Origin of the sequence: Burkholderia sp. Bp9140 (assembly GCF_003853425.1) — a bacterium.
Lineage (GTDB): Bacteria > Pseudomonadota > Gammaproteobacteria > Burkholderiales > Burkholderiaceae > Burkholderia.
In genome coordinates, this window is the sequence record NZ_QTPQ01000011.1 from 89,812 (window position 1) to 111,872 (window position 22,061).

Here is a 22,061-nt window from a genome sequence, read left to right on the forward strand (position 1 = left end):
GCATGGGTGGCAAGACAAACAAAAGCCGGTGCCGCGCAGACGCGCGCTCGCGTGATCAAGGCTGCCATCGAAGTGTTCTGCGAGCGCGGCGTGCGTCACGCGACGCTGGAGGAAGTGGCGGCTCGCGCCGGCGTCACGCGCGGAGCCGTATACGGGCATTTCTCCGGCAAGCCCGCATTGGTGGCGGCGATCGTGGACAGCGTGCACTGGCCGCTCGCCATCGGCGACGCGCTGTCGACCTATCCGGCGCACGCCCAGCCGCTGCGGCACTTGCAAGCCCAGTTGCACACGCAGATGACGCGCTGCCTGCAAGACCCGACGCAATGGCCGGTGCTCACACTGATGCTGCGCGAAGCGGGTTGCCCGACGTGGCCAACGGCCGTGATTGAGCCGACGATGCGCATGCAGGTCAACGCGCTGACCGATCTGTGCCGGGTGATGGTCATCGCGAGAGAACGGGGGCAACTGCGCCGGGGCATTGCGCCGGTGGCCGCGGCGCGCTGCCTGCACGTGGTCGGAGTCGGAATGCTGTCGGACCACGCGAGCAAGCTGGCGCACGATACACGCGTCGACATCCGGCAATGCCTGCAGCTCTTCTTTGCCGGGATAGCCGCCCCCAACGAGGCGATCGAAACCGCCTGACACGCGCACGCGCCATTGGTGGTCGCCCTCCGTGCGCATCCGATGACATACACTCTCGTTTTGCCGCACTGGTGCGGCGCAGGTTCAGGAAGCATGCATGCGCAAGAAGACTGAAGAAAAGCGGCAGGCGATCATCGACGCTGCGTTCCAGACATTCAAGGAGGTCGGCTTCCACCAGGCCTCGATGTCGGACATTGCCGCGCGTTCGGGCTCGTCCAAGGCGACGCTGTACAACTACTTCAGATCGAAGGAGGAGATGTTCGCGGAGATCATGAGCGGCACGGCCGCGGACGAGATCCGCGCGGCATTCGCGCAACTGAATTCGTCCGGCCCCATCGCCGACAAGCTGACCGTGTTCGGCGAGCACTACCTGAACGCGATCCTGCGCCCCTCCGCGCTCTCGATCAGACGCCTCGCGATCGGCGAAGGTGATCGCTCCGACTTGGGGCGCGCGTTTTACCAACGCGGACCCAAGATCGGGTGGACCATGTTGACAAACGCGCTCGACGCAGCGATGGAAGCCGGTACGCTCAAGCGCGCCAAGCCCGAGATTGCCGCCGCCCACCTTCATGCCCTCTACGAGGCCGAATGCGTGGAATTTTGTCTGCTGGGCGTCGCGGTCGAGATCGGCCATGCCAGGATTTCCGAGGTCGTCGCTCGCGCGGTCGCCGTATTCATGGCGGCATATGGCCCACCTCAGACAGAAGACAGCGCACGCTGACGCCGAACACCAACACTCGGCTCTGTCCAGAAAACCCAAGCGGTTCACATACGGCTCACGATCTCCCGCGCTCCGACCCAACCCGTGGGGCGACGCGGTTCTGCTGTTGGTCAGCGCAAGAGTGGCAACCAGACGTTGTCACTCGGTACGTTGCGCACCGGGGTTCTGTTCTTTCAATTGACAGGACTGCCTTAAGGCGAGGGCCGCGCTACTCGAATGAGTAGTCAGCGGCCCAGGCGTCCCCCGGTGACGTACACGATTACTTGATGTACCAGCCCCAAGGCTCTTCCGCGCCGTATGCAGTAACCTGCTTCGTTTCAAGGTAGTTTTCCAGCCCCCACGGCCCGAGTTCGCGTCCAATGCCCGACTGCTTGTAACCGCCCCACGGTGCCTCGGGGAAACCCGGTTGCGAGCAGTTGATCCACACAATGCCCGCGCGCAACGCATCGGCCACGCGCTCCGCGCGGGCTGTGTCCTTGGTCATGACCGCCGCAGCAAGCCCAAACCGGCTATCGTTGGCCAGTCTGATGGCGTCTTCCTCCGTATTGAACGGGCGCACGCACACGACCGGTCCGAAAATCTCTTCCGTCCATGCGCTGCTATCGAGTGGCACGTCGACGAGAACCGTGGGTTCGAAGAAGTAACCATCGTCGAGTCCTGCTGGCCGGCCGCCGCCAGTCAGTACGCGGGCACCGTCGCTGCGAGCCTTCTCAACCGCGGCGCTCACACGTTCGAGCTGGATCGCGGACACCAACGGGCCGAGAAGCACACCCTCTTTCATACCATCTCCGATGGTGATCTTCTTCGCCTGTTCGACCAGTCGCTCGAGGAATCGCGGGTACAAAGCCTCTTGCACCAGCACGCGGGAAGTCGCGGAGCAAACCTGCCCCTGATTCCAGAAAATTCCGAACATGACCCATTCGACAGCCTTGTCCAAATCGCTATCGTCGAAGACGATGAACGGAGACTTACCCCCGAGCTCCAGCGTGACCCGTTTGATGTCCTTGGCGGCAGCCGCCATGATTTTGGACCCAACCGCTCCGGAACCGGTGAAAGCAAGCTTGTCGACAAGCGGATGATCAACAAGCGGTTGACCGGCGTCCGCTCCGAAGCCGGTAACGACATTCAGCACACCCGCCGGAAGCCCGATTTCTGCCGCGATCGCCGCCAATTCCAGCGCCGACAACGGCGTAGCTTCTGCCGGCTTGAGAACAACCGTGCAGCCAGCCGCGAGAGCCGGCGCGACCTTCCATGCCGCCATCAACAGCGGATAGTTCCACGGAATGATGGCCCCGACGACGCCCAGGGGTTCGCGCACCACCTTCGTCTTGAAGCGTGCGTCCGACACGCTGATCGGCTGACTTCTCTTCTCGTCGAATTCCTCGGCGAGCTTCGCGTAGTACTCGAAGCAACCGGCCGAATCGCCGAGATCCATTTCCGCCTCGGGACGCGGCTTGCCGTTGTCCCGAACTTCAATCTCCGCCATTGCTGATTGCCGGGCACGAAGCGCATCCGCGAATTTCTGAAGATAGCTCCCGCGCTCACGGCCAGACAACTTCGACCATGCGCCGCTATCAAATGTGCGGCGTGCGGCCCTGACGGCTCGATCGATGTCCTGTGCGGTTCCCGCGGCAACCTTGTGAAACACCTTGCCGGTCGCCGGATTAACGACGTCCAGTTCTCCGCCGAGTGCCGGTGAGACCCATTGACCATCGATATAAAGTTTGGTTTGCATAGCTTTACGAGATTAAAGAGAGAAAAGCGTAGGCCGGAATGGTGCTCTCATGAACCGGTACGTATGACTCAGTGATACGCGCAGCCGCCGATTACGCCAGTGTCAGGAATCTTTTCGGGAACGCACCTCGGAAAACGCGATCCAGCACGATCGCGAGCAGCACGATTGCGATACTGGCGCGCATGCCAAGTCCGAACTCCATCCGTGAAAGACCACGGGTCACTTCAGCGCCGAGCCCGCCTGCGCCGACAAGTCCCGCCAGAACAACCATGCCCAGTGAGAAAAGGACACACTGGTTCACGCCCACCAGCAGCGTCGGCATAGCTGACGGCAATTCGATTTTCCAGAAGATCGAACGCTTGCTTGCGCCCATGGCATGACCCAGTTCCACACGGCTCTCGGGAATCTGACTCATTGCCAGAATGGTAAGCCGGACCATCGGCGGAATCCCGTAGATGATCGTGGACAGCAACGCGGGAACAACCCCAAGTCCAAACAGAATCACCGCCGGCACCAGGTATACCCAGGGCGGGAGCGTCTGCATGACATCCAGCACGGGACGAGCGGCAATCCTGAGCTTTTCGCTTCTGGAAAGGAGAACGCCGACGGGTACGCCCGTCACCACGGAAAACACGACCGCCAGTGCGATCACCGCGAGCGTCTCGACAGTCGCCGCCCACATTCCCAGCCCCAGACAGAGCGCGAGGCCGGCCGCGCAGAGCAAGCCGCCCCGCCAGCCGGCGACAATCAGTGCGATCACCGCAAGTGCCCCGATGATCGCGGAAGGCGGCGCCAGCGTAAGCACGTGAACGATGGCTGAAATCAGGCGGTTGAAGAACGCGGCCACCGCGACGAACGCGTCGTGATGGTGAACGTTCAGGTATGACAGGACGGGCGCGACGACCGCCCCGGGTGAAACGTGCAGTGACTCCATCACGCGCTCCTTATCGCTGACCGAGCCGTTGCGAAAAACGGTCCAGTACGATGGTGACAACAACGATTGCGATCCCTGCGTTCACCGCATGGTCGATTTCCAGTTTGCGAACCGCATCGTAAATTGCCTGGCCCAGCCCGCCCGAACCGGCGATGCCTGCGATGACCACCATACCGAAGCTCAGCATCAGACTCTGGTTGATTCCTGCGAAGATCGACGGGCGCGCGAATGGCACACGAATCTTGAAAAGGTGATCGAATACGTTCATACCCACAGCCGTTCCCAGTTCCCTGTACTGGATCGGCGTCATACGTACGCCATGTGCCGTAAGACGCATTGCAGGTGGAATCGCGACGATCCATGTGGCCCACATTGCGGTTGCCGGACCGTAACCCAGCAAGGCGATACCCGGAAGCAGGTAGATATACGGCGGCATTGTCTGGAGAAAGTCGAGAAAGACCTCAACGCCCTTGATGGACCGTGAGGTGAGACCCAGCAGGACGCCCGCAGGGATCGCGAACGCGAGTGCAAGCAGCGTTGAACTGAACACGAGTGTCAGCGTGCTCATGGTTTCAGCCCACAACCCCATTGCCTGACATAGCCACAACCCGATCAATGCCGTGATGGCAAACGTGCGACCGACGAATCGCCAACCGCAAACTGCCGCGACCAGAGCCACGACCCACCATGGCACAAACGTCAGGGATCCATTGATACCGTTGAACGCCGCGTTGAGAACGTAACTCAGGCCGTTGAAAACGTTCGTGGCGTGATCGGTCAGCCACCCGAGGCTGTTATCGACAGCCCCATCAAAGACTTCTGTCATGCTTGCCATCGCATCACCATCCATCAATTGGTTGCAAGGGCGCCCGAGCGCTCGGTTCGCACATCGATGCCGCGTACGGCTTTCAGGATTGCCTCCCGGCTGACCGTACCGACCACGCATCCATGCTGGGTGACTGTCAGGCTCTCGCTACCCTTCGCGAGCGACAGGTCGATCATCTCTTCCAGGTCGGCGTTGATATCCACGCTCGCCTGCGATTCAGCCGGCTGCCGCCCCGCAGCGAGCGGTTGCATTACCGAGTTTGCCTTGACCAGCTTGAGGCGCGAGATCCCTTCCATGAAACTGGTGACGTAGTCATCCACCGGGCTTAGCGCGATCTCTTCTGGCGTACCAATCTGAACGATCTTTCCTTCGCGCATGATCGCAATGCGATCGCCGATGCGGATGGCCTCTTCTATATCGTGCGTGATGAAGATCGTCGTTTTCTTGAGCTTCGTGGATAGCTGCTTGAATTCGATCTGGAGCTGCTTGCGGATCAGTGGATCAAGCGCGCTGAACGGCTCGTCCATCAGCAACAGTTCCGGATTGGCCGCGAGCGCGCGTGCGATGCCGACGCGTTGCTGCATGCCCCCCGACAGCTCTCTCGGATAGCGATCTGCCCAGCTGCCGAGCCCGACGGTGGCGAGCGCCGCCTGACTTTTCTGCCGACATTCGGACGCCGACAACCCCTGCACTTCGAGCGGAAGCATCACGTTCTGGAGCACGGTGCGGTACGGCAGTAACGCCACTTGCTGGAATACCATACCGATACATGAAGAGCGCAGCTTGCGCAGTTCCGGGTATGGGAGCTTGCAGATGTTCTTGCCCCGTACGATCACCTCGCCACTGGTCGGGTCGATGAGCCGGTTGAAGTGACGGATAAGGGTTGACTTGCCACTGCCGGACAGACCGATAATACAAAATGTCTCGCCTTCAGCCACCGAGAATGTCACATCGGCAACGGCGGCAATGCAACCGTGCCGTTTAAGCAGTTCGTCCTTTCCGAAGCGACCACTCTTTGCGGCTTCCATGGCCGACGGACTTTCGTTGCCGAAAATCTTCCATACACCGCGGCACTCCACGATCGCCGACTGCTTCCCGTGGGCAATGTCGTTCATCATGTTCATACTTCCATCCGAAGTGAAAGGCTCTCGTGGGGTGCCAATTGCCGGAGGCAGTTCTCGGACATCAACCGGCCGCCGGCCCCTTCCTCTTGCGTTTACTTCGACATCACGGACCACTTGTTGACCAGCACCTGATGCTGCTGCCACCATTCGTTGACAGCCTGATCCATGGTCAAACCGTCTTTCATCCGGACAGTCATCGTTCCGACGTCTTCGATCGGCACGAACATACTCGCCAGGACTTCACGGGCATGAGGGTTGGCTGCAGCGAAGCCCTTTTTGGCGATCCAGTAGTAGGTCTGCGTCGGTGCGAAAACATGCTTCGGATCTTCGAGCATTTTCACGGGAAACTTCTTGAACTGCCACGACGGGTCCCAGAGGATCACGGCGATCGGCTGTTTGCGCTCGACGGATGACTGCAACTCGGCGGTCATCGCTGCGGTGCTCCCGTCGACAAGGTTGTACTGCAGACCGTACTGGGTCACCGCCTGATGCGCTTCGCGCATGGCACCGGAGCCCGGCTCAATGCCAATAATCTTCCCGCCCATCTGATCCTTGATCGAATTCAGCTGATCGATCGACTTGATGTTCACATAGTTGGGCACCACGATGCCCTGAATGTTGCCGTGCGATACCGGAGCAAGCTTCTCCAGGCGATCCTTGTTCTTCGCCCAGTAGTCCGCCGTGACGTAGTTGATATGGGAGATCATCACGTCCACGTCACCGCGTGTGAGTGCGGCGAATGCGACGCCCCAGTCAGCGAACGTCGTAACCTTGACGGAATAGCCCTCCTTCTCGAGGAAGCGCTTGCCAATCAAGGAGATCGTTCCAACATCTTCCCAGCCGAGCGTGCCGATCTTGAGTTCCTTTGTTTCGGCCGCATTCACATATGCGGTAAAACTGAACATCAACGCGACGGCGAATAACAGATTCCATAGCTTGCGCATGATTTGTCCTTCTGTAACGCGGGTTAATGACCTTGGTTTGGTGGCGAATGCGGCCGACTGTCAGAAGATATCGCCGCCGATCAACCGAGCAGCGGTGCGAGCGCCTCCTTCAGCGCCTTTTCTTCCTCGGCGTTCAGCTTACGCAGCGGGCGACGCACATTGCCTGTACCGAAGCCGCGCAGGTGCGCCGCATGCACGACGGAAGGAAGGTAGTTGTTGCGCCAGACGTAGAGGATGGAGGGCAGCATCTTCTTCCAGAGCTGCAGCGCTTCGGTGATCTTCTGTTCCTGAACCAGGTTGTACAGCGCCACCGCTTCCTTCGGCATGAAGTTGGCCGCGCCCCAGATGGTGCCCACGGCCCCAGCCATGAATGCATACGGCGCGATCGGGTCTGCACCGTTCAGAACGTTGACGTTGGTCTGGAGGTATTCCTGGTGCGTGACCAGATCGCCGCCACTATCCTTGATGTACTTGAAATTCGGCAGCTGAGCCAGACGCTTGAGTAGCGAGGTCGAAACCGAGATTCCGGTCGACTGCGGGATGTTGTAGCCAACGATATCGACCTTGATCGCAGAGTCAACGTCCTCGTAGAACGCAAGCAGGCCGTCATCATCAGCGGGGCCTTCGAAGTACGGCGGAAGCACCATGATCGCGTCTGCTCCAATGGCCTCAGCGTGCTTCGACCGACGGATCACTTCATCCACGATCAGGGCCGACGTCTGGCAGATGATGTTGCAACGACCGTTGATACGCTTGACACCGACTTCGTACAGCTTGTTGCACTCGGCCTCGGTGAGATACGGGTGTTGACCGGTCCCTGCGCCGAGCACGAGTCCGTGAACGCCGGCGTCGATGTATTGGTCGATGAGCGCTTCGAAGCTATTGAAGTTGATCGAACCGTCCGCGTTGAACGGGGTTTGCATTGCGAGATTGATACCTGCCAGCAGCTTTGCCATTTAAGACCTCACTTGATGAATTTAAACTTCGATGCCTGCTTTCCTGAACCGCCATCCCGTCACGACATTGACGCCTGTCGAGGTGATGAACTCGGGGTATGCCCGACGCGGCGGCGCCTTCCTTCTCAAGATTTCAATCGACCGGCTGCTTTCGCCTGCAGCGAGCTCCGCTACGGCCTTTCCGAAGGCGGTCCCGCGTGCGACGCCCGTGCCGTTGCAATAGGCCGCTCCGTACACATTCGGCGCGAGCTCGCCCCACACCATTCCCCCGTTCTGCGACAGGGTGAACATGCCTCCCCAGCTCGCCTCAAAGCCCATCTTTGACAGTTCAGGCCAGCGGCGTCTGAAGGAAACCTGCTGCTGCTCTCGCGCACTCATCACCTTGTCCAGCGTCGCGGTGAAGTGGTCTGCATAGTTGTAGACGTTACGCAAAAAGAGACGATTGTCGAAAGTGCGGCGTACTGTGGTGCCGAAGCTATTCGCGGGAATCAGTCCGTAAGTCCGCTGGTTTCCCACTTGCTCGAGTTCACTCGCCGTGAGCGGCCGCGTCATGCTCGCGTAGGTGTAGACAGGGATTGCCGTTTTCGGATAGAAGCCGAAGTTCTGCAAATGAGCAGCAGTACAAAGGATCACCTGCCGAGCCCTGATGGTGCCATTCGGTGTTTCGAATGTATGGCTTGACTGACCAAACACAGCCGATGTGACCGGCGTGTTTTCATACACCGTGACGTTTGCCGGCAGCTTGCGAGTCATGTTCTTGAGATATTTGGCCGGGTGAAGGAGCACGGTGCCCGGCTGATGAATCGCACGAATGTAATGCTTGCTTCCGGTAAGCGCCTGCATCTCCTCGCGGCTTACCCAGCTGTACGGCTCTTTGAGGCTGTCGAGCGCCTTCGAGAAGGCAACAAGGTCGGCGACGCCACTTTCTGTGGCGGCTGCATGATATTTGCCTTGCGGGTCCCAGTCACAGTCAACACCGAGTTCTTCGACGGCTGTTCTCAGATACTCGGTGCCTTCCGAATTGACGTGAAATTCGTCCCGATTGCCCTGCTCGTCCTCGAGGAAATCACGCTTGCGCGGGTTGTGCGAAAGGTTGATCGCAAAGCCCATACAGCGGCCGGATGCATTGTTCCCGATTCGTCCCGCATCGACGAGCACCACCTTCGCCTGTGGCCGGATTTCAGCATAACGACGGGCAGCGTGGAGGCCCATCCAGCCCGCGCCGATCACCAGAACGTCACAACTGACGTCACCCTTCTGCGCATTCAGGGGAAGGTCTGGGCCGGAGGTCAGGTACCAGCCCGACGGCGTTGCTTCCGGCTTCGGAGGTTCGACTGCGATGCGCTTGTTCAATGTTCGAGCAACCACGATTGATCCCCTTGATATCAACTCGCGTAGTCTGATTTCTGCTTGTCCAGGAATCTCTTCACACTTGCGAAGTGAAGCCGCGCTGTATCGTGCGCGCACGCACGTTCGGCCTCTGCAACCTTCCGGACGATGTCCAAGTCAACCGGTACGGTCTTGCGCCCGGTGCTCATCGCCTTCACCTGCGTCTCGGCGGCCCGTTCGAGGTAGTAGAGGTCGTCCCAGGCTTCCGCGATGGTCGGCGCGCCAACGGTCACGCCGTGGTTTTGCATGAAAGCGATCGCCTTCGTCCCCATCGCTTTAGCGATCCGGTCGCCCTCGTCCTCGCTCAGGGCGAAGCCGTTGTAATCACGGTCGATTGCAATACGGCCGTAGAACTTCATCGAAGTCTGCAAAGACCAGTCGAACGGATCTGCATCGATCATGCAAAGGCTGGTTGCGTACGGCATGTGCGTGTGGAACAACGCCTTGATGTCTGGGCGCAGCATGTGAATGCGCGCGTGAATCCAGAAAGCCGTCGCCTCCGGACGCGCTGCCCCCGCAAAGACGTTGCCATTGAAGTCGCATACCGCGATCGACGACGCCGTCACTTCCCGAAACGCGAATCCGTAGGGGTTGATCAGAAAGAGGTCCGAACGGCCCGGCACCACTGCGGAAAAGTGATTGTCGATTCCCTCGCCATATCCGTGATAACCGCTGATCTGCAGTGCCGCGGCAAGATCGACTCGCGCCTGCCAGATTTCCGCTGTATCGACGCTGATGTTCGCGGTGGACGCACCTTCATTTTTCACAACAAGTTCGACTGCCATAGCCGTTTCCTCGCTTCGCTGGCTGTTAAAGGTCAAAGAGACCCTTGTTGCAATGCGCCGGGGCGCTTGCATCACCCGGCTTCCTGCTGCATTCAATCAACAATGCATACGTGTATACAATCGTGACAGAATACACGTGTCAAGCGGCGGGCGAAAAATCACCGTAGTGGTTAACGCGCGGTTCACGGGTAAACACCGGAGTCCACGTAGAAGAGGCGCGTGTTGCAAGCACATGCTTAACAGCCGCCCGCATTGCACGATTGCATCCATGTATACAATCGTGAGAAACTGGACTATGCTGATCCGCGTCGGAGTCGGTGCCAAGTGGCAATGAGAGAGAAGCGATGAATAATCGAGCAACCCCGGTCTGGGAGCCTGTGCGGGCTCGCACGATGGTTGATGCGGCTGTAGACGCGATAGTTGCCGGGGCAGCGCGAGGGCTGATCTTGCCGGGTGATCGAATTATCGAGTCCCAGATCGCCGAAAAGCTCGGGGTGAGTCGCGTACCCGTGCGGGAAGCGCTACGGATGCTTGAGATGCAGGGCATCGTAAGCAGCATTCCCAACAAAGGCATCCGGCTGACACCTGTTACGCGGGAACGAGTCAGGGATCTACTCGAAGCACGCATTGCGCTTGAACTGGTTGCGCTGCGCCGGATGGTCGAAGGGGGAAAACAAAAGTCACCGGAGTTTCTAAAGCGCCTTCGACATCGCATTGACGTCATCGAGTTGATGGTGACGCGCCAGGACTACTATGAGCTCGCACTGGCGGACGTCGCCTTTCACAGGGAAATTGTGGACATCGCTGGCAATGAGGCGGTCCGACATCTCTGGGAAGGTACCGCACGACAGTTGGTCATCATTCTTGGATTGACGACCGGCATGGCTGACCTGCGCAAGACAGTTGATGAGCACCGTGAGGTTTATGACGCAGTCGAGAAAGGCGACCTGGCCGAGCTCGAACGCGTATGGACAGAGCACATAAACAAGCAGAGCCTTGAGATCGATTACGAGAAGATCATCTCGGAACGCCGCGAACAGATGAGTGCGGGCTGACGCGCATCGTTGGCGCAATGGAGCAAGCGTCGAGCACAGCCCACCCGCTACCGTTCAGCCGATAATGATTGCACCATCGTTAACAGGCGGCGTTTATATTCTTTAGCGTTACTAATTTATGAGTTTGAAATGAGCAAGATCGTCGTAATAGGCGCGACAGGAACTATCGGAAAAGCCGCGGTCGCTGCGCTACGGCCTCGGCATGAGATTATCGAAGTCGGGGCAACGAGAGGCGACAGGCGGGTGAACGTCACCGATCCGAAGGACATTCAGCGTCTCTTTGAGTCGATCGGCAAGGTCGATCATCTCATCGTATCGATGGGTGCCGTGCATTTCGGGCCCTTTGAACAGATGACGTCCGAAAATTTCTTGATCGGCCTTCACGACAAGCTCATGGGCCAGGTCAATACCGTGCTCGTTGGCCAGTCATGGTTGAACGACGGTGGGTCGTTCACGCTGACGAGCGGTATCTCGGCTCACGAGCCGGTTCGCGATGGATCGAACGCCTCGTGTGTCAACCTCGCACTGGAGGGTTTTGTACGAGGTGCGGCCGTCGACCTAAAGCGCGGGATGCGGATCAATCTGGTCAGCCCGACCATGCTCGAAGAGTCGGTTGAACTGTTCAGCGCAGCCTTCCCCGGTTTCGAGCCCGTCAGTTCAGCCCGCGTTGGACTTGCGTACGTGCGTAGCGTTGAGGGCCCGGAGACGGGACGCGTTTATCGAGTCGGCTACTGCTAATTTGCGCGATGGACATGTCGGTTGCACGGCCCCTGCGGTCGAATTCTGTTGCTGCCGCCCGGCGTCCGCCCACGGGACAAGTTGTAGATCGGCAGATCCATTCGGGACATCGAACTCAAGCCGTTTTCATAACTATCCTAGTGTGAGTACTCAGCGGCAATCTCCGTGAGACTTTTGCCTTTTGTCCCGTGACGATGGTAGCGGGGGGACGTCTGGATTTGCAGAGCGCCTAGTCCACAAATATTGCCGCGACGCAGCATGTTTTATCCCGTTGCCGCAGACTTTGTTGCATTCGAACGGCAGGCCTTACGTTCCCGCAGACCTTGTTGTACGCCCATAGCCGACTGGCCGACCGGATGATGAAAACGTTTATGCGCATAAACTTGAAATTTCTTATATTTCTAGTAGGCGCGCCACGCAACGGCCTACGTTGACGACATTTTTATGCGGCCGCGCGATCTCTTTAGGTCGGGCGTTCCGGCGGCGCGCTACGCTGGAAACATCTCGACTCCGGGGCATCGTCCATGCTCAAGCTGCTGGTTCCTGTCGGTCATTCGCCCCGCTCGCTGCAGGCGGTCCGCCACGCGACCTTCCTGTATCGCGAACGGTGCGCGTCGGAGATCGTGCTGATCAACGTACAGGCGCCGCTCGAAGCGACGCGGCTCGAGGCATTTCACCCGCTGTCGCGGCTGCGCTCGATCGAGGACAAGTTCGCGTGCGACGATCTGGCGATGGCCGAGCGGGTGTTGCGGGAGGCCGGTGTCCGATACAGCATCGTGAAGAAGGTCGGGCCGGTGGCCGACACGATCGCGGCCGTCGCGGCCGAGACCGGCTGCGACGAAATCGTCGTCGTCGCGCCGCGGCACGATCCGTTTCACGCGCTGCTGTCGATGTTCCGTCGCAGCGTGATGGACCGGCTCGTGCGGATCTCGAATGTGCCGGTGACGGCGGTGCATTAAACGGCTGAACGCCGCCACATCGCCGTCGCGGTGGCGGCACCGCGCCGCAGACCTCGATGCGCGCAGCGCGACCAGGTCGTCATGGACCCGCTTCGGCGGGTCGTTTCATTTGGGGCGACGCAACGATGCGTCCTGCACGACGCCAAGCCGTCGTGTGCCATGCACGAACGCCGCGATGCGCCACACGTGCGCCTTCGCACGGCGCCGACATGGTTACTTGATGGCCTTGCGCACGAAGACGAGATAGGTCGCCAACGAAGACGCGCCCAGCAGAATTACCCACAACGGCGCCATGCTGATCAGGACGGAAGAGACGTTGAGCATTTGGATTCCTCACTATTTCGACAGGGATGTTCGATACGAGCCTGCTTCACCCGGAACCGGTGCGTCCATCGCTTGCAGCACATCGCGCTCCGTTAAACATGCATTCATGCTATCGCTTTGACCGGTAGCGCGACCGTCTCGCCCTGCCCGCACACTGACATTCGTCAAACTCGCGTCAATCGCCCGCCGGTCCGGCCGACTGCCACCCTTTTTCCCTGCTCGCGCAGTTAAAAAAAGGATGCGATCAGCCCGGCCAGCCGGTCTTTCAACAGACGTTTACCGGGGGAAGCCCCAAGTGCTTCGCCGAACGTGTCCGCGTTACGCTCGAGCGACGAGGAGACGAATCATGAGACGCGCCGTACACATTGCTTTTTTCGCATTGCTGGCCTACCTGATCGGCGACCGCGCGCTGCTGCACGCGCAAGGCCGCGACGCCAGCCCGACGGCGTGCTCGCAGGGCGCCGAGCAGGTGAAATACGACGCGCTCAGCCGGGGCTTCGGCAACGCGGCCGCCAGCAGCCAGAGCGAGGCCTTCATGTCCGGCTGCCTGGTAAGTGGGCGCGGCAATCAGGATGTCGCGATGGCGAAGCACTGACGCGGTTCGGCATGCGGTGCAGGTTGCCGGTACGTCATGCCGCCCGAGTCGATGCCGCGCCGGTTTCCGGTGTTTGCCGTCATTTTCCCGATCGATGCTTCGACTGACGCAACTACCGGCAACGTCGAACGTCGGTTCGCGATCCTCGATGCAATGAACCGCGATCGCCCCGCTCCGCCGCCTACATCGCATGCGGATCGAAATAGGCTTCCCATGTGAGGGGATCGGCCGTGAACGCCGCACCACGCTTCAATACGGCCCGCGCTTCGTTCATGCTCGAACGCTCGAGCATCGCGACAAACAGGTTGAAATACGTGTTTCTGTCCGTCGATCCCAGGTGGATCGCCTCCACCAGGTACTCGCGCGCTTCGGCATGCAGTCGAAGGCCGCACAGCACCGCCCCCAGGCAGGTCAACACGGCGACCTCGTCGGGATTGTCGTCGAGCGCCCTTTCGAGCAACGCCCGGGCTTCCCCAAGCAGCGCGTCGTACGGCACCGGATCGTTCGTCCAGGTTCGATCGACCAGGGTTCGCGCCGACGTCACGAGCATCCTGCACTGAGCGTTCACAGTCACCTCGCTCGACATGCGGCGACGCATCGAATCGTCGTGTCGAATCGGCTTTCACCGACGTCCGGACACAACCGGCACCGGGCGTTCGCCATTCATGCCCCCTCGTGCCGGATCGTCAATTCATTGAACCCGGTGCCCGCATCGGGTTCACGGGAGAAGCGATGCGCGGGCAACAGCACGAGCAGGATCTCGGCGGTCGTCCGCACCACGCAGCCGCTCGCGACGTGTCCACCCGACACACGGCCCTGTGCGTCGGACACCGACATGTGCAGGTGCGCGCCGTCCGGCGAGACCGAACCGGCCAGCGTCAGGATCTCGAGGTCGCCGCGCAGTTCGGTCGGTGCGTCGACGCCGGCAAAGCGCAATTGCGCGACGTTCAGGCTGCCGATCCCCTGGATCACGAATGCCGCGTGCGCGCCGAGCCCGCGCAATGCGTGCTCGATGGCAGCGCGCAGATCGTCACCGGGAGAAAGGCGCAAAGGATGGGCTTGCATGGTCGAAAACCTGCTGGTGGGCCAAGGTTCCGACCAAGAGTACGTTCGACCAGGCAATCCGGCAAGCGGCCGCCTGCCGGATGGAACGCCGCGCGTGCGTCACCGCCACGCGCGACGCCCGCCTTACACGGTGAACCGCTCGCTCGCGAACTGCGCATCCGGCATGCCGGCCGCAACGGCGACTTCCCGCGCACCTTCGACGAGCGGCGGCGGCCCGCATACGTAGACATCCGGCAGCACGTCCGCCTGCTCAAGCGCCGCGCGCAACGCATCGACCGGCGTCCCGCGGAACCCGGCCCATTCGATGCCCGGTCGCCACACGCACAGATCGACCCGCAGCTGCGGCAACTCGGCCCGCAACCGCTCCAGCTCGTCGAGCATGAACAGTTCGCTTTCCTCATTGACGCCGAAGAACAGCCGCGCGTCGCCCATCTCCTGATACTCGGCCATGCGCCGCAGCATCGACAGGATCGGCGCGAGCCCCGTGCCACCCGCGACGAACCAGCGCGGCCGCAGGCTGTCCGCGAACAGGCCGAACCCGCCCATCGGCACGCGCACGGTCAGCGGATCGCCGGGCTGCGCGCGCTCGCGCAGATAGGTCGAGAACCAGCCGCCCGCCCGCAGCCGGATCAGGAATTCCAGACGGCCGTCCCAGTTGCTCGTGTTCGCGAGCGAATACGGCCGGCGCAAGCCGCTGCCCGGCACCTCCAGCTCCGCGAACTGGCCGGCCTCGAACTCCGCCGCCGCGCCGAACGCGTCGTCGGGCTCGATCTGCAGCTCGACGCGCAGCGTGTCGGGCGCGATCGTATCGAGCACGGCGATCCGCGCGGTGCGCACGGGCACCGGCTGCAGCAGCACCTTGGTCCGGTCGTACGGCGCGGCAACCTGCAGATCGCCGAGCGGCGTCGTCCGGCACAGCAGCACCGCGCCGGGCTGGCCGGCCGGCAACGCGTCGGCGCTGTGCGCCTGCATCTCGTAAGGGCCGTCGACAACGGTCGCCTGGCATGCGCCGCAGCTGCCGCGCCGGCATTGCGACGGCAGCGTGATGTCGGCTTGCGCGGCCGCCGCGAGCAGATCCTGGCCGGGCTCGCAGTCGAAGCCGAACGGCACGCCGTCGCGCGTCGTGATCTCGATCCGGTAGCTCATCGAACGATCCCGCTCACGCAGCCTGGCGCGCGAGCGCCGCGGCCAGGTCCGTACGGGCGTCACCGATCGGCTGGATCCCGAACTGATCGACCAGCACCGCGAGCACGCCCGGCGTGACGAACGCCGGCAGCGTCGGTCCGAGCCGGATGTTGCGAATGCCGAGCGCGAGCAGCGTCAGCAGCACGGCCGCCGCCTTCTGTTCGAACCACGAGATGACGAGCGACAGCGGCAGGTCGTTCACGCCGCATTCGAACGCATCGGCGAGCGCGGTCGCGATCCGGATCGCCGAATAGCTGTCGTTGCACTGCCCGACGTCGAGCAGGCGCGGAATGCCGCCGATATCGCCGAACGCGTGCCGGTTGAAGCGGTACTTGTTGCAGCCGAGCGTCATCACGACCGTATCGTCGGGCGCCTGTTCCGCGAACTCGGTGTAGTAGTTGCGCCCCGGCGCCGCGCCGTCGCAGCCGCCGATCAGGAAGAAGTGACGGATCTGTCCGGCCTTCACCGCGTCGATGACCTTGTCGGCTACGCCCAGCACCGCATGCCGGCCGAACCCGACGGTGATCGTCTCCTCCGGCGCGGTGGCCGCGAACCCGGGCAGTGCCTGCGCGGCGCGGATCAGCGTCGAGAAATCGTGATGCTCGAGATGGCGCACGCCCGGCCAGCCGACCGGCCCCGTCGTGAAGATGCGCTGCCGGTATTGCGGCAGCGGCTCGATGATGCAGTTGGACGTCATCAGGACCGGCCCGGGGAAATGCGCGAAGTCGCTCTGCTGGTCCTGCCACGCGCCGCCGTAGTTGCCGGCCAGATGCGGGAACGCCTTGAGCGCCGGATACGCGTGCGCCGGCAGCATCTCGCCGTGCGTGTAGACCTGGATGCCGGTGCCCGCCGTCTGTTCGAGCAACGCGTGCAGATCGCCGAGATCGTGACCCGACACGAGGATCGCCTTGCCTGCCACCGGCGACACGCGCACGGCGGTCGGCTGTTGCACGCCGAAGCGGCCTGTGTTCGCGTTGTCGAGCAGTTCCATCACCGTCAGGTTCAGCCGGCCGAGATCGAGCGCCTGCGCGAGCAGCGCGTCGACGCCGGTGGGATCGCTTGCGAGAAACGCGAGTGCGGCCTCGACGCCTTCGTAGATGTCGTCGCGTTCGTAGCCGAGCACTTTCGCATGATGCGCATACGCGCACACGCCCTTCAGCCCGTACAGCACCAGCGCGCGCAGCCCGACGATATCCGCGCCCACCGTGTCGCGGCCCGCGTCGATGCCGACGGTCGCCGCCTGCTTCAGCAAGCCGGCCAGATCGTCGGCCGGCTGCCATGCGGCCGGCCCCTGCAGCACCGGCACGGCCGTGCCCACGGCGCGTGCATGCGCTTCGCACGCGGCCTTCACGCGATCGCGTGTCTGCGCCGCCTCACGCAGCAGCGCGACGAAGCGCGCCGCATGGAAGTTCACGTTGGTCAGCGTGGTGAACATCGCGTACAGCACGAACCGGTCGGCTTCGCGGTCGGGCACGCCCATCGTGCGCGCGATCGCGCCGTACTGCGCGATGCCCTTCACCGCATGGATCAGCAGATCCTGCAAGTCGGCCGTCGTCTCGTCCTTGCCGCAGTTGCCCTTCGCCGACGCGCAGCCGGGCCGTGCGCCGGTCCGGTCGGTCTGTTCGCATTGATAGCAAAACACGGTGTTCTCCTTTGTCGATCATGGGGGCGCGGGCCGGTTCGGACGACAGGCTGGAAGCGTGTTCCAGGCCGCCGGGCATCCCGCCCGCTTCAAGATGCTTGCTTTATGCATCTTTTCGCATGATGTTTCGGCGCACCTTCGGCCACCGTGACGCAGATCAACAAACCACCGGCGCACGGTGAGACAACTTGTCGCTACGACTGCCCGCCCGCCGGCGCTGCGGTTGCCTTTTCGCTTTCGTCATCCTCGCAATCGATGCCCCAGTCGCCGTAGCGATACCAGTCCTCGCCGAGCAGTTCGCACGGGTGCTGGGTCCGGCTGGAGCCGTTGCCGCAACGCATCGCATGCGTCGGGCAGTAGTTGTCGCATCCCCAGCAGATCCGCTCCGGATGGTTGGGATGCAGCGGAAATTTCTTGGCCATGATTCGTCGTCTTCCCGGTATCGTTGCGTCCGCTACCGTTCGACTCTAGTCCACCGCGAAACGATGCCGATGCGACATTCGTTCGCAGCGGAGGCGCAGCATCACCCGCGTCGATCGCTCGCGCGCAACCCGTGCAGCGCGCGGTCCGCCACTCCGTCGCCGACGATCCGGCCTTCGTGCAGCAGCCCTTCCCTGACGAAGCCGAGCCGCTCGCGCATATACCCGCCGCGCCAGTACCGGCGACGCAGGCCGAAGCCGATCTCGGCTCGCCGGCGTTGCTCATGCGCATGAAACGGCACGCATTCGCCCAGACACAAAAGGCCCGGGCAGTTCAATTGCCCGGGCCTTCCATGTCCGCCGTTGCAGCCGGCCGCGCTTACGCTTCCAGCGCCTCCAGCACCTTGCCCTTCGTCTCGATCCCGACGAAATGAACGGTCAGCGCCGCGATCAGCGGCACGATGCCGATCAGGTAGAACGCCGGCGCGAGATTGCCGCCGATGATCGCGTGCGGCACGATCATCGGTGCGGCGAACGACGCGATCTTCAGCCACGCGCTGCCGAGCCCGCAGCCGGACGCGCGGATGCTCGTCGGATACTGCTCCGGCGTATAGACGTACGCGGTGATGAAGCCCGACGCCATCAGCCCGAGCGACAGCGAGCAGAAGACCGCGACGACATACACCGACGACGCGTGATAGATGCCCGCGAGCGCCAGCGACAGCGCGCACAGCACGAACGACCACACGATCACCGGCTTGCGGCCGAGCTTGTCGACCAGCAGCGCGGACGCGAGCGAACCGAGCACCCCCATCACCGAGCCGATCACCGCGAGATTCAGCGCGAGCTGCAGCGGCGCGTGATAGAAATTCTTGTAGATCGTCGGCAGCCAGGTGGACAGCCCGTACTGGATGAACCCGCAGGTCGCCCACAGCGTCGCCACCGCGAGCGTGCGCTTGCGATACGCGGCGCTGAACAGGTCGCTCATCCGGCGCTTCGGGTGCTGACGCACCATCTCGTCGAACGCGGCCACCTGCGTGACCGGCGGCAGCTCGCCGCGCACCGACGCTTCGAACGCACCGACCGCGCGCCCGGCATCCGCGAGCCGTCCGCGCGACGCGAGCCAGCGCGGCGACTCCGGCACAAGGCGCGTGAGCACCAGCGCGAGGATCAGCGGCAGCCCGCCGACGAAGTACATGATCTCCCAGCCGAACCGCGGCACGAGCCAAGCACCGAGCGCCATCGATACCAGCAGGCCGATCGGGAACACGATTTCATACAGCAGCACGAAGCGGCCGCGACCGTGCGCGCGCGTGATTTCGTTGATGTAGGTCGCCGCGACCGGCAGCTCGCCGCCGAGCCCAAGCCCCTGCAGGATCCGCAGCAGCACGAACACCTCGAACGTCGGTGCGAAACCGCACGCGATGCTGGTGATGCCGATCACGGCGGAGCTCCACGCGATCGCCTTCACGCGGCCATGCTTCTCCGCGAGCGCGGGAAACAGGAACGCGCCGATCAGCTGGCCGATCGCGCCGGACGCGATCAGCATGCCGATCTGCGTCGGCGACAGCCCCCACTTGTGAATCAGCAGCGGCAGCGTCGCCGCGATCGTGATCACGTCGAAGCCGTCGAAGAACGTCGCGGTGCCGATCAGCACGCGTGCGCGGATCTGCATCGCGTTGGCCGGAAGCCGCTCGAGCCGCGCGATGATCGCGCCGGGCGTGGAGGCGGCAGCTTCCATCGTGGCCCTGCCGGCCACGACGTTGTCGAAAGTGCTCATGCGGGTTGTCTCCTGGATCTTTTGGCCGTCCTGGCCGGTCAGGCAAGCGCTTTGGTCGTGTCTGCCAGGGCTTCCGTATCCACTGCCCGGCCCTGGTTCATCCACTTGCGTGCGAGCTTCAGCTCGCGTGCGTTGTTGATGGCGATGACACCTCTCACATGCCCATCGCCCACGAAAAACAGCGTCGCGCGGCGCGCGGCAAGATCGCCGCGCACGACAAGCTGCGCATCGGCCGGCAGATCGCCGAGGATCTGCAGGTTCACGTCGTATTGATCGGACCAGAACCACGGAATCTCCGCGTACGGGGCGCGCACGCCGAGCACCGCCTTCGCGGCCGCGATCGCCTGGTTCTGCGCGTTCGCCCACGATTCGAGCCGCACGCGCCGCTTCAGCCAGCCGTTGTGATGGTTCGCGACGTCGCCGCACGCGAAGATCGCCGGATCGCTGGTCGCGCCGAATTCATCGACGACGATGCCGTCGTCGATCGCCAGCCCCGCGTCGCTCGCCAGCGACGCGTTCAGCGCGAGGCCGATGCCGGCCACCGCGAAATCGGCGTCGATCGTCGTGCCGTCGGCGAGCGTCGCGCGCACCTTCGATGCGTCGTCCGGTTGCGTGTCGAGCGATGCGAGCGCCGCGCCGAGACGCACGTCGACGCCGTTCGCGCGATGCAGGTCGAGCAGGAAGTCCGACACGATCCGCGGGACCGAGCGCCCGCACAGACGCGGCGCGCCCTCGACCACAACCGCTTCGACGCCGAGCTTGCGCGCGGTCGCCGCGACCTCGAGGCCGATCCAGCCGCCGCCGATCACGAGCACGCGTTGGCTCGCACGCAGCTTCTCGCCGAGCGCGGCCGCTTCGTCGAGCGTGCGCAGGTAGTGCAGGTTCGGCGTCTTCACGATCGCATCGGGCAAGCGGCGCGACGTGCCGCCGGTCGCGATCACGAGGCGGTCGTAGTCGATCTCGCGGCCGCTTTCGGTCTTCACCACGCGACGTGCACGATCGATCGATGCCGCGCGTTCCGGCTGCCACGCCTCGACGTTCAGCGCGTCGAATTCGTCCGGGCGCACGACCCGCACGGTCTCGATGTCGGCGTCGCCGGCCAGCACGGCCTTCGACAGCGGCGGACGCTCGTACGGCAGGTGCGGCTCGTCGGCGATCATGACGAGGCGCCCGGCGAACCCTTCCGCGCGCAGCGTCTTCAGCACCCAGCCGGCGGCCTGGCCGCCGCCGATCACGACGACCGTGCCCGGCGCGGCCGATTCCTGCGGGTTCGCTTCGCTCACGATTTGCGCTCCGTCATGAACTTGCCTTCCGGCGCCTTCGCGTTCTTCTGCCGGCGCGTGTTGCCGTCGAGGCCACCGTCGACGGCCCATTCGGCGAACACGGTCGGGCCCGGTTCGAATTCGCGCGGCTGCCACTCGGGCGTCAGCACGTCCTCGTCCGCGTAGTACTCGATCAGCGCGCCGGCCGGATTCTGGAAGTACCAGAAGTACGCGGACGACACCGGGTGGCGACCCGGGCCGAGCTGCGTTTCCCAGCCGCAGCGGTCGATGTGCATGCCGCCGCCGAACACTTCATGGATGTCGCGCACCGTGAACGCGACGTGGTTCAGGCCGCGTTTGCCGTTCGGCAGCGCGAGCAGGAACAGGTCGTGGTGGCCGCCGTGCGGCGCGCAGCGCATGAACGCGCCGCGGCCCGGATAGCGGTCCGACGTCTCGAAGCCGAGCAGCTCGTGATAGAACTTTTCCTGCGCGTCGAGGCAGTTCGTGAAGAACACGACGTGCCCGACCTCGACCGGCTCGGCGCGCGCATAGATCGCGCTCGGCTGGTCGACCCGCACCGTCCAGCCCCACACGTTCGACGGCGAGCCGGTGATGTCGAGCGCGCGCTTGCGCGTGACCTCGACGCGGATCGCCATCCCGTTCGGATCGATGCAGCCGACCGCATCGTCCTGCGCGTAATAGCCGGGCTGGCCGGCCAGCTTCGTGCGCAGCGCGTCGACTTCCTGCTGCGTCGCGACGCCCCACGTGACTTCACGCAGCGTCGGGCCCGCTTCGAACGCGGGCGGCAGCGACGGATCGTCGGCCTTGACGACCAGCACGGTGCAGCCGTTCAGCGTCTCGAAACGTGCGCGCGTGTCGTCGTGCGCGACTTCCTTCAACCCCCAGTCGGCGAAAAAGCGCCGGCACGTCGCGAGGTCGTCGACACCGTACGTGATCTGCTCGATACCCAAGATGCTCATT

22 protein-coding genes and 1 pseudogene are annotated in these 22,061 nt (G+C 62.8%); 6 read left to right on the forward strand and 17 right to left on the reverse strand.

Features of this window, described 5'->3' with window-relative positions; translation table 11 throughout:
* The first annotated feature begins 6 nt into the window (after positions 1 to 6).
* Both DIE21_RS11680 and DIE21_RS11685 read left to right on the forward strand, forming a co-directional pair.
* On the forward strand, positions 7 to 642 hold the full coding sequence (locus tag DIE21_RS11680; RefSeq protein ID WP_124497848.1) for a TetR/AcrR family transcriptional regulator: 636 nt from the start codon (positions 7 to 9) through the stop codon (positions 640 to 642).
* Between the two features lie 97 nt (positions 643 to 739).
* The gene (locus DIE21_RS11685) at positions 740 to 1,363 is read left to right on the forward strand and encodes a TetR/AcrR family transcriptional regulator (RefSeq protein ID WP_124497849.1); all 624 of its coding nucleotides are present in this window, start codon (positions 740 to 742) and stop codon (positions 1,361 to 1,363) included.
* A 259-nt stretch (positions 1,364 to 1,622) separates the two neighbouring features.
* Here DIE21_RS11685 and DIE21_RS11690 read toward each other — a convergent pair whose 3' ends face one another.
* The 8 genes from DIE21_RS11690 to DIE21_RS11725 form a co-directional block, all read right to left on the reverse strand.
* Positions 1,623 to 3,098, reverse strand: a complete 1,476-nt coding sequence (locus DIE21_RS11690; protein WP_124497850.1) for an aldehyde dehydrogenase family protein — start codon at positions 3,096 to 3,098, stop codon at positions 1,623 to 1,625.
* Positions 3,099 to 3,189: 91 nt separating this feature from the next.
* Positions 3,190 to 4,032, reverse strand: coding sequence for a proline/glycine betaine ABC transporter permease (locus DIE21_RS11695; RefSeq protein ID WP_124497851.1), 843 nt, complete (start codon positions 4,030 to 4,032; stop codon positions 3,190 to 3,192).
* Between the two features lie 10 nt (positions 4,033 to 4,042).
* Complete coding sequence (locus tag DIE21_RS11700) at positions 4,043 to 4,858, reverse strand: proline/glycine betaine ABC transporter permease (RefSeq protein ID WP_260432437.1); 816 nt, start codon at positions 4,856 to 4,858, stop codon at positions 4,043 to 4,045.
* A 23-nt stretch (positions 4,859 to 4,881) separates the two neighbouring features.
* Positions 4,882 to 5,976, reverse strand: coding sequence for a glycine betaine/L-proline ABC transporter ATP-binding protein (locus DIE21_RS11705; RefSeq protein WP_260432439.1), 1,095 nt, complete (start codon positions 5,974 to 5,976; stop codon positions 4,882 to 4,884).
* Between the two features lie 98 nt (positions 5,977 to 6,074).
* On the reverse strand, positions 6,075 to 6,926 hold the full coding sequence (locus DIE21_RS11710) for a glycine betaine ABC transporter substrate-binding protein (protein ID WP_124497853.1): 852 nt from the start codon (positions 6,924 to 6,926) through the stop codon (positions 6,075 to 6,077).
* An 80-nt stretch (positions 6,927 to 7,006) separates the two neighbouring features.
* A complete protein-coding gene (locus DIE21_RS11715; protein ID WP_124497854.1) occupies positions 7,007 to 7,882 on the reverse strand; it encodes a dihydrodipicolinate synthase family protein in 876 nt (291 codons plus the stop codon).
* 21 nt (positions 7,883 to 7,903) lie between these two features.
* A complete protein-coding gene (locus DIE21_RS11720; protein ID WP_260432440.1) occupies positions 7,904 to 9,235 on the reverse strand; it encodes an FAD-binding oxidoreductase in 1,332 nt (443 codons plus the stop codon).
* Between the two features lie 32 nt (positions 9,236 to 9,267).
* Complete coding sequence (locus tag DIE21_RS11725; protein WP_124497855.1) at positions 9,268 to 10,056, reverse strand: aldolase; 789 nt, start codon at positions 10,054 to 10,056, stop codon at positions 9,268 to 9,270.
* A 344-nt stretch (positions 10,057 to 10,400) separates the two neighbouring features.
* Between DIE21_RS11725 and DIE21_RS11730 the strand changes: the two genes are divergently transcribed.
* The 4 genes from DIE21_RS11730 (at position 10,401) to DIE21_RS11745 (ending at position 13,727) form a co-directional block, all read left to right on the forward strand.
* Complete coding sequence (locus tag DIE21_RS11730) at positions 10,401 to 11,111, forward strand: GntR family transcriptional regulator (RefSeq protein WP_124497856.1); 711 nt, start codon at positions 10,401 to 10,403, stop codon at positions 11,109 to 11,111.
* Between the two features lie 129 nt (positions 11,112 to 11,240).
* On the forward strand, positions 11,241 to 11,849 hold the full coding sequence (locus tag DIE21_RS11735) for a short chain dehydrogenase (RefSeq protein ID WP_124497857.1): 609 nt from the start codon (positions 11,241 to 11,243) through the stop codon (positions 11,847 to 11,849).
* 524 nt (positions 11,850 to 12,373) lie between these two features.
* Positions 12,374 to 12,808, forward strand: coding sequence for a universal stress protein (locus DIE21_RS11740; protein WP_124497858.1), 435 nt, complete (start codon positions 12,374 to 12,376; stop codon positions 12,806 to 12,808).
* Between the two features lie 670 nt (positions 12,809 to 13,478).
* Complete coding sequence (locus DIE21_RS11745) at positions 13,479 to 13,727, forward strand: adhesin (RefSeq protein WP_124497859.1); 249 nt, start codon at positions 13,479 to 13,481, stop codon at positions 13,725 to 13,727.
* A 181-nt stretch (positions 13,728 to 13,908) separates the two neighbouring features.
* Here DIE21_RS11745 and DIE21_RS11750 read toward each other — a convergent pair whose 3' ends face one another.
* The 9 genes and pseudogenes from DIE21_RS11750 to DIE21_RS11790 all read right to left on the reverse strand — a co-directional run bounded on the left by DIE21_RS11750 (position 13,909) and on the right by DIE21_RS11790 (position 22,060).
* Positions 13,909 to 14,325, reverse strand: coding sequence for a tetratricopeptide repeat protein (locus DIE21_RS11750; RefSeq protein WP_148092754.1), 417 nt, complete (start codon positions 14,323 to 14,325; stop codon positions 13,909 to 13,911).
* A 65-nt stretch (positions 14,326 to 14,390) separates the two neighbouring features.
* Positions 14,391 to 14,792 carry a PPC domain-containing DNA-binding protein gene (locus tag DIE21_RS11755; protein ID WP_124497861.1) on the reverse strand — a complete coding sequence of 134 codons (402 nt, stop codon included), beginning with the start codon at positions 14,790 to 14,792 and terminating at the stop codon, positions 14,391 to 14,393.
* Positions 14,793 to 14,915: 123 nt separating this feature from the next.
* A complete protein-coding gene (locus DIE21_RS11760; protein ID WP_124497862.1) occupies positions 14,916 to 15,938 on the reverse strand; it encodes a 2Fe-2S iron-sulfur cluster binding domain-containing protein in 1,023 nt (340 codons plus the stop codon).
* A 13-nt stretch (positions 15,939 to 15,951) separates the two neighbouring features.
* A complete protein-coding gene (hcp, locus tag DIE21_RS11765) occupies positions 15,952 to 17,619 on the reverse strand; it encodes a hydroxylamine reductase (protein WP_124497863.1) in 1,668 nt (555 codons plus the stop codon).
* 194 nt (positions 17,620 to 17,813) lie between these two features.
* Complete coding sequence (locus tag DIE21_RS11770; protein ID WP_124497864.1) at positions 17,814 to 18,041, reverse strand: DUF3079 domain-containing protein; 228 nt, start codon at positions 18,039 to 18,041, stop codon at positions 17,814 to 17,816.
* 101 nt (positions 18,042 to 18,142) lie between these two features.
* Positions 18,143 to 18,352, reverse strand: a pseudogene (locus DIE21_RS11775) (N-acetyltransferase); the annotation flags it as partial.
* A 65-nt stretch (positions 18,353 to 18,417) separates the two neighbouring features.
* Positions 18,418 to 19,818, reverse strand: a complete 1,401-nt coding sequence (locus DIE21_RS11780; protein WP_124497865.1) for an MFS transporter — start codon at positions 19,816 to 19,818, stop codon at positions 18,418 to 18,420.
* Between the two features lie 38 nt (positions 19,819 to 19,856).
* The gene (locus DIE21_RS11785; RefSeq protein ID WP_124497866.1) at positions 19,857 to 21,101 is read right to left on the reverse strand and encodes an NAD(P)/FAD-dependent oxidoreductase; all 1,245 of its coding nucleotides are present in this window, start codon (positions 21,099 to 21,101) and stop codon (positions 19,857 to 19,859) included.
* On the reverse strand, positions 21,098 to 22,060 hold the full coding sequence (locus DIE21_RS11790; RefSeq protein WP_124497867.1) for a VOC family protein: 963 nt from the start codon (positions 22,058 to 22,060) through the stop codon (positions 21,098 to 21,100). The genes DIE21_RS11785 and DIE21_RS11790 overlap by 4 nt, the downstream gene beginning before the upstream one ends.
* Between the last annotated feature and the right edge of the window lies 1 nt (position 22,061).

Excerpts from the sequence above, each read along its gene's own strand:
- DIE21_RS11760 (WP_124497862.1), bottom strand. The coding sequence starts at position 15,938 with ATGAGCTACCGGATCGAGATCACGACGCGCGACGGCGTGCCGTTCGGC.
- DIE21_RS11685 (WP_124497849.1), top strand. The coding sequence starts at position 740 with ATGCGCAAGAAGACTGAAGAAAAGCGGCAGGCGATCATCGACGCTGCG.
- DIE21_RS11730 (WP_124497856.1), top strand. The coding sequence starts at position 10,401 with ATGAATAATCGAGCAACCCCGGTCTGGGAGCCTGTGCGGGCTCGCACG.
- DIE21_RS11740 (WP_124497858.1), top strand. The coding sequence starts at position 12,374 with ATGCTCAAGCTGCTGGTTCCTGTCGGTCATTCGCCCCGCTCGCTGCAG.
- DIE21_RS11750 (WP_148092754.1), bottom strand. The coding sequence starts at position 14,325 with ATGCGTCGCCGCATGTCGAGCGAGGTGACTGTGAACGCTCAGTGCAGG.
- DIE21_RS11770 (WP_124497864.1), bottom strand. The coding sequence starts at position 18,041 with ATGGCCAAGAAATTTCCGCTGCATCCCAACCATCCGGAGCGGATCTGC.
- DIE21_RS11715 (WP_124497854.1), bottom strand. The coding sequence starts at position 7,882 with ATGGCAAAGCTGCTGGCAGGTATCAATCTCGCAATGCAAACCCCGTTC.
- DIE21_RS11745 (WP_124497859.1), top strand. The coding sequence starts at position 13,479 with ATGAGACGCGCCGTACACATTGCTTTTTTCGCATTGCTGGCCTACCTG.
- DIE21_RS11755 (WP_124497861.1), bottom strand. The coding sequence starts at position 14,792 with ATGCAAGCCCATCCTTTGCGCCTTTCTCCCGGTGACGATCTGCGCGCT.
- DIE21_RS11780 (WP_124497865.1), bottom strand. The coding sequence starts at position 19,818 with ATGAGCACTTTCGACAACGTCGTGGCCGGCAGGGCCACGATGGAAGCT.
- DIE21_RS11695 (WP_124497851.1), bottom strand. The coding sequence starts at position 4,032 with ATGGAGTCACTGCACGTTTCACCCGGGGCGGTCGTCGCGCCCGTCCTG.
- DIE21_RS11700 (WP_260432437.1), bottom strand. The coding sequence starts at position 4,858 with ATGACAGAAGTCTTTGATGGGGCTGTCGATAACAGCCTCGGGTGGCTG.
- DIE21_RS11790 (WP_124497867.1), bottom strand. The coding sequence starts at position 22,060 with ATGAGCATCTTGGGTATCGAGCAGATCACGTACGGTGTCGACGACCTC.
- DIE21_RS11735 (WP_124497857.1), top strand. The coding sequence starts at position 11,241 with ATGAGCAAGATCGTCGTAATAGGCGCGACAGGAACTATCGGAAAAGCC.
- DIE21_RS11690 (WP_124497850.1), bottom strand. The coding sequence starts at position 3,098 with ATGCAAACCAAACTTTATATCGATGGTCAATGGGTCTCACCGGCACTC.
- DIE21_RS11705 (WP_260432439.1), bottom strand. The coding sequence starts at position 5,976 with ATGATGAACGACATTGCCCACGGGAAGCAGTCGGCGATCGTGGAGTGC.
- DIE21_RS11725 (WP_124497855.1), bottom strand. The coding sequence starts at position 10,056 with ATGGCAGTCGAACTTGTTGTGAAAAATGAAGGTGCGTCCACCGCGAAC.
- DIE21_RS11710 (WP_124497853.1), bottom strand. The coding sequence starts at position 6,926 with ATGCGCAAGCTATGGAATCTGTTATTCGCCGTCGCGTTGATGTTCAGT.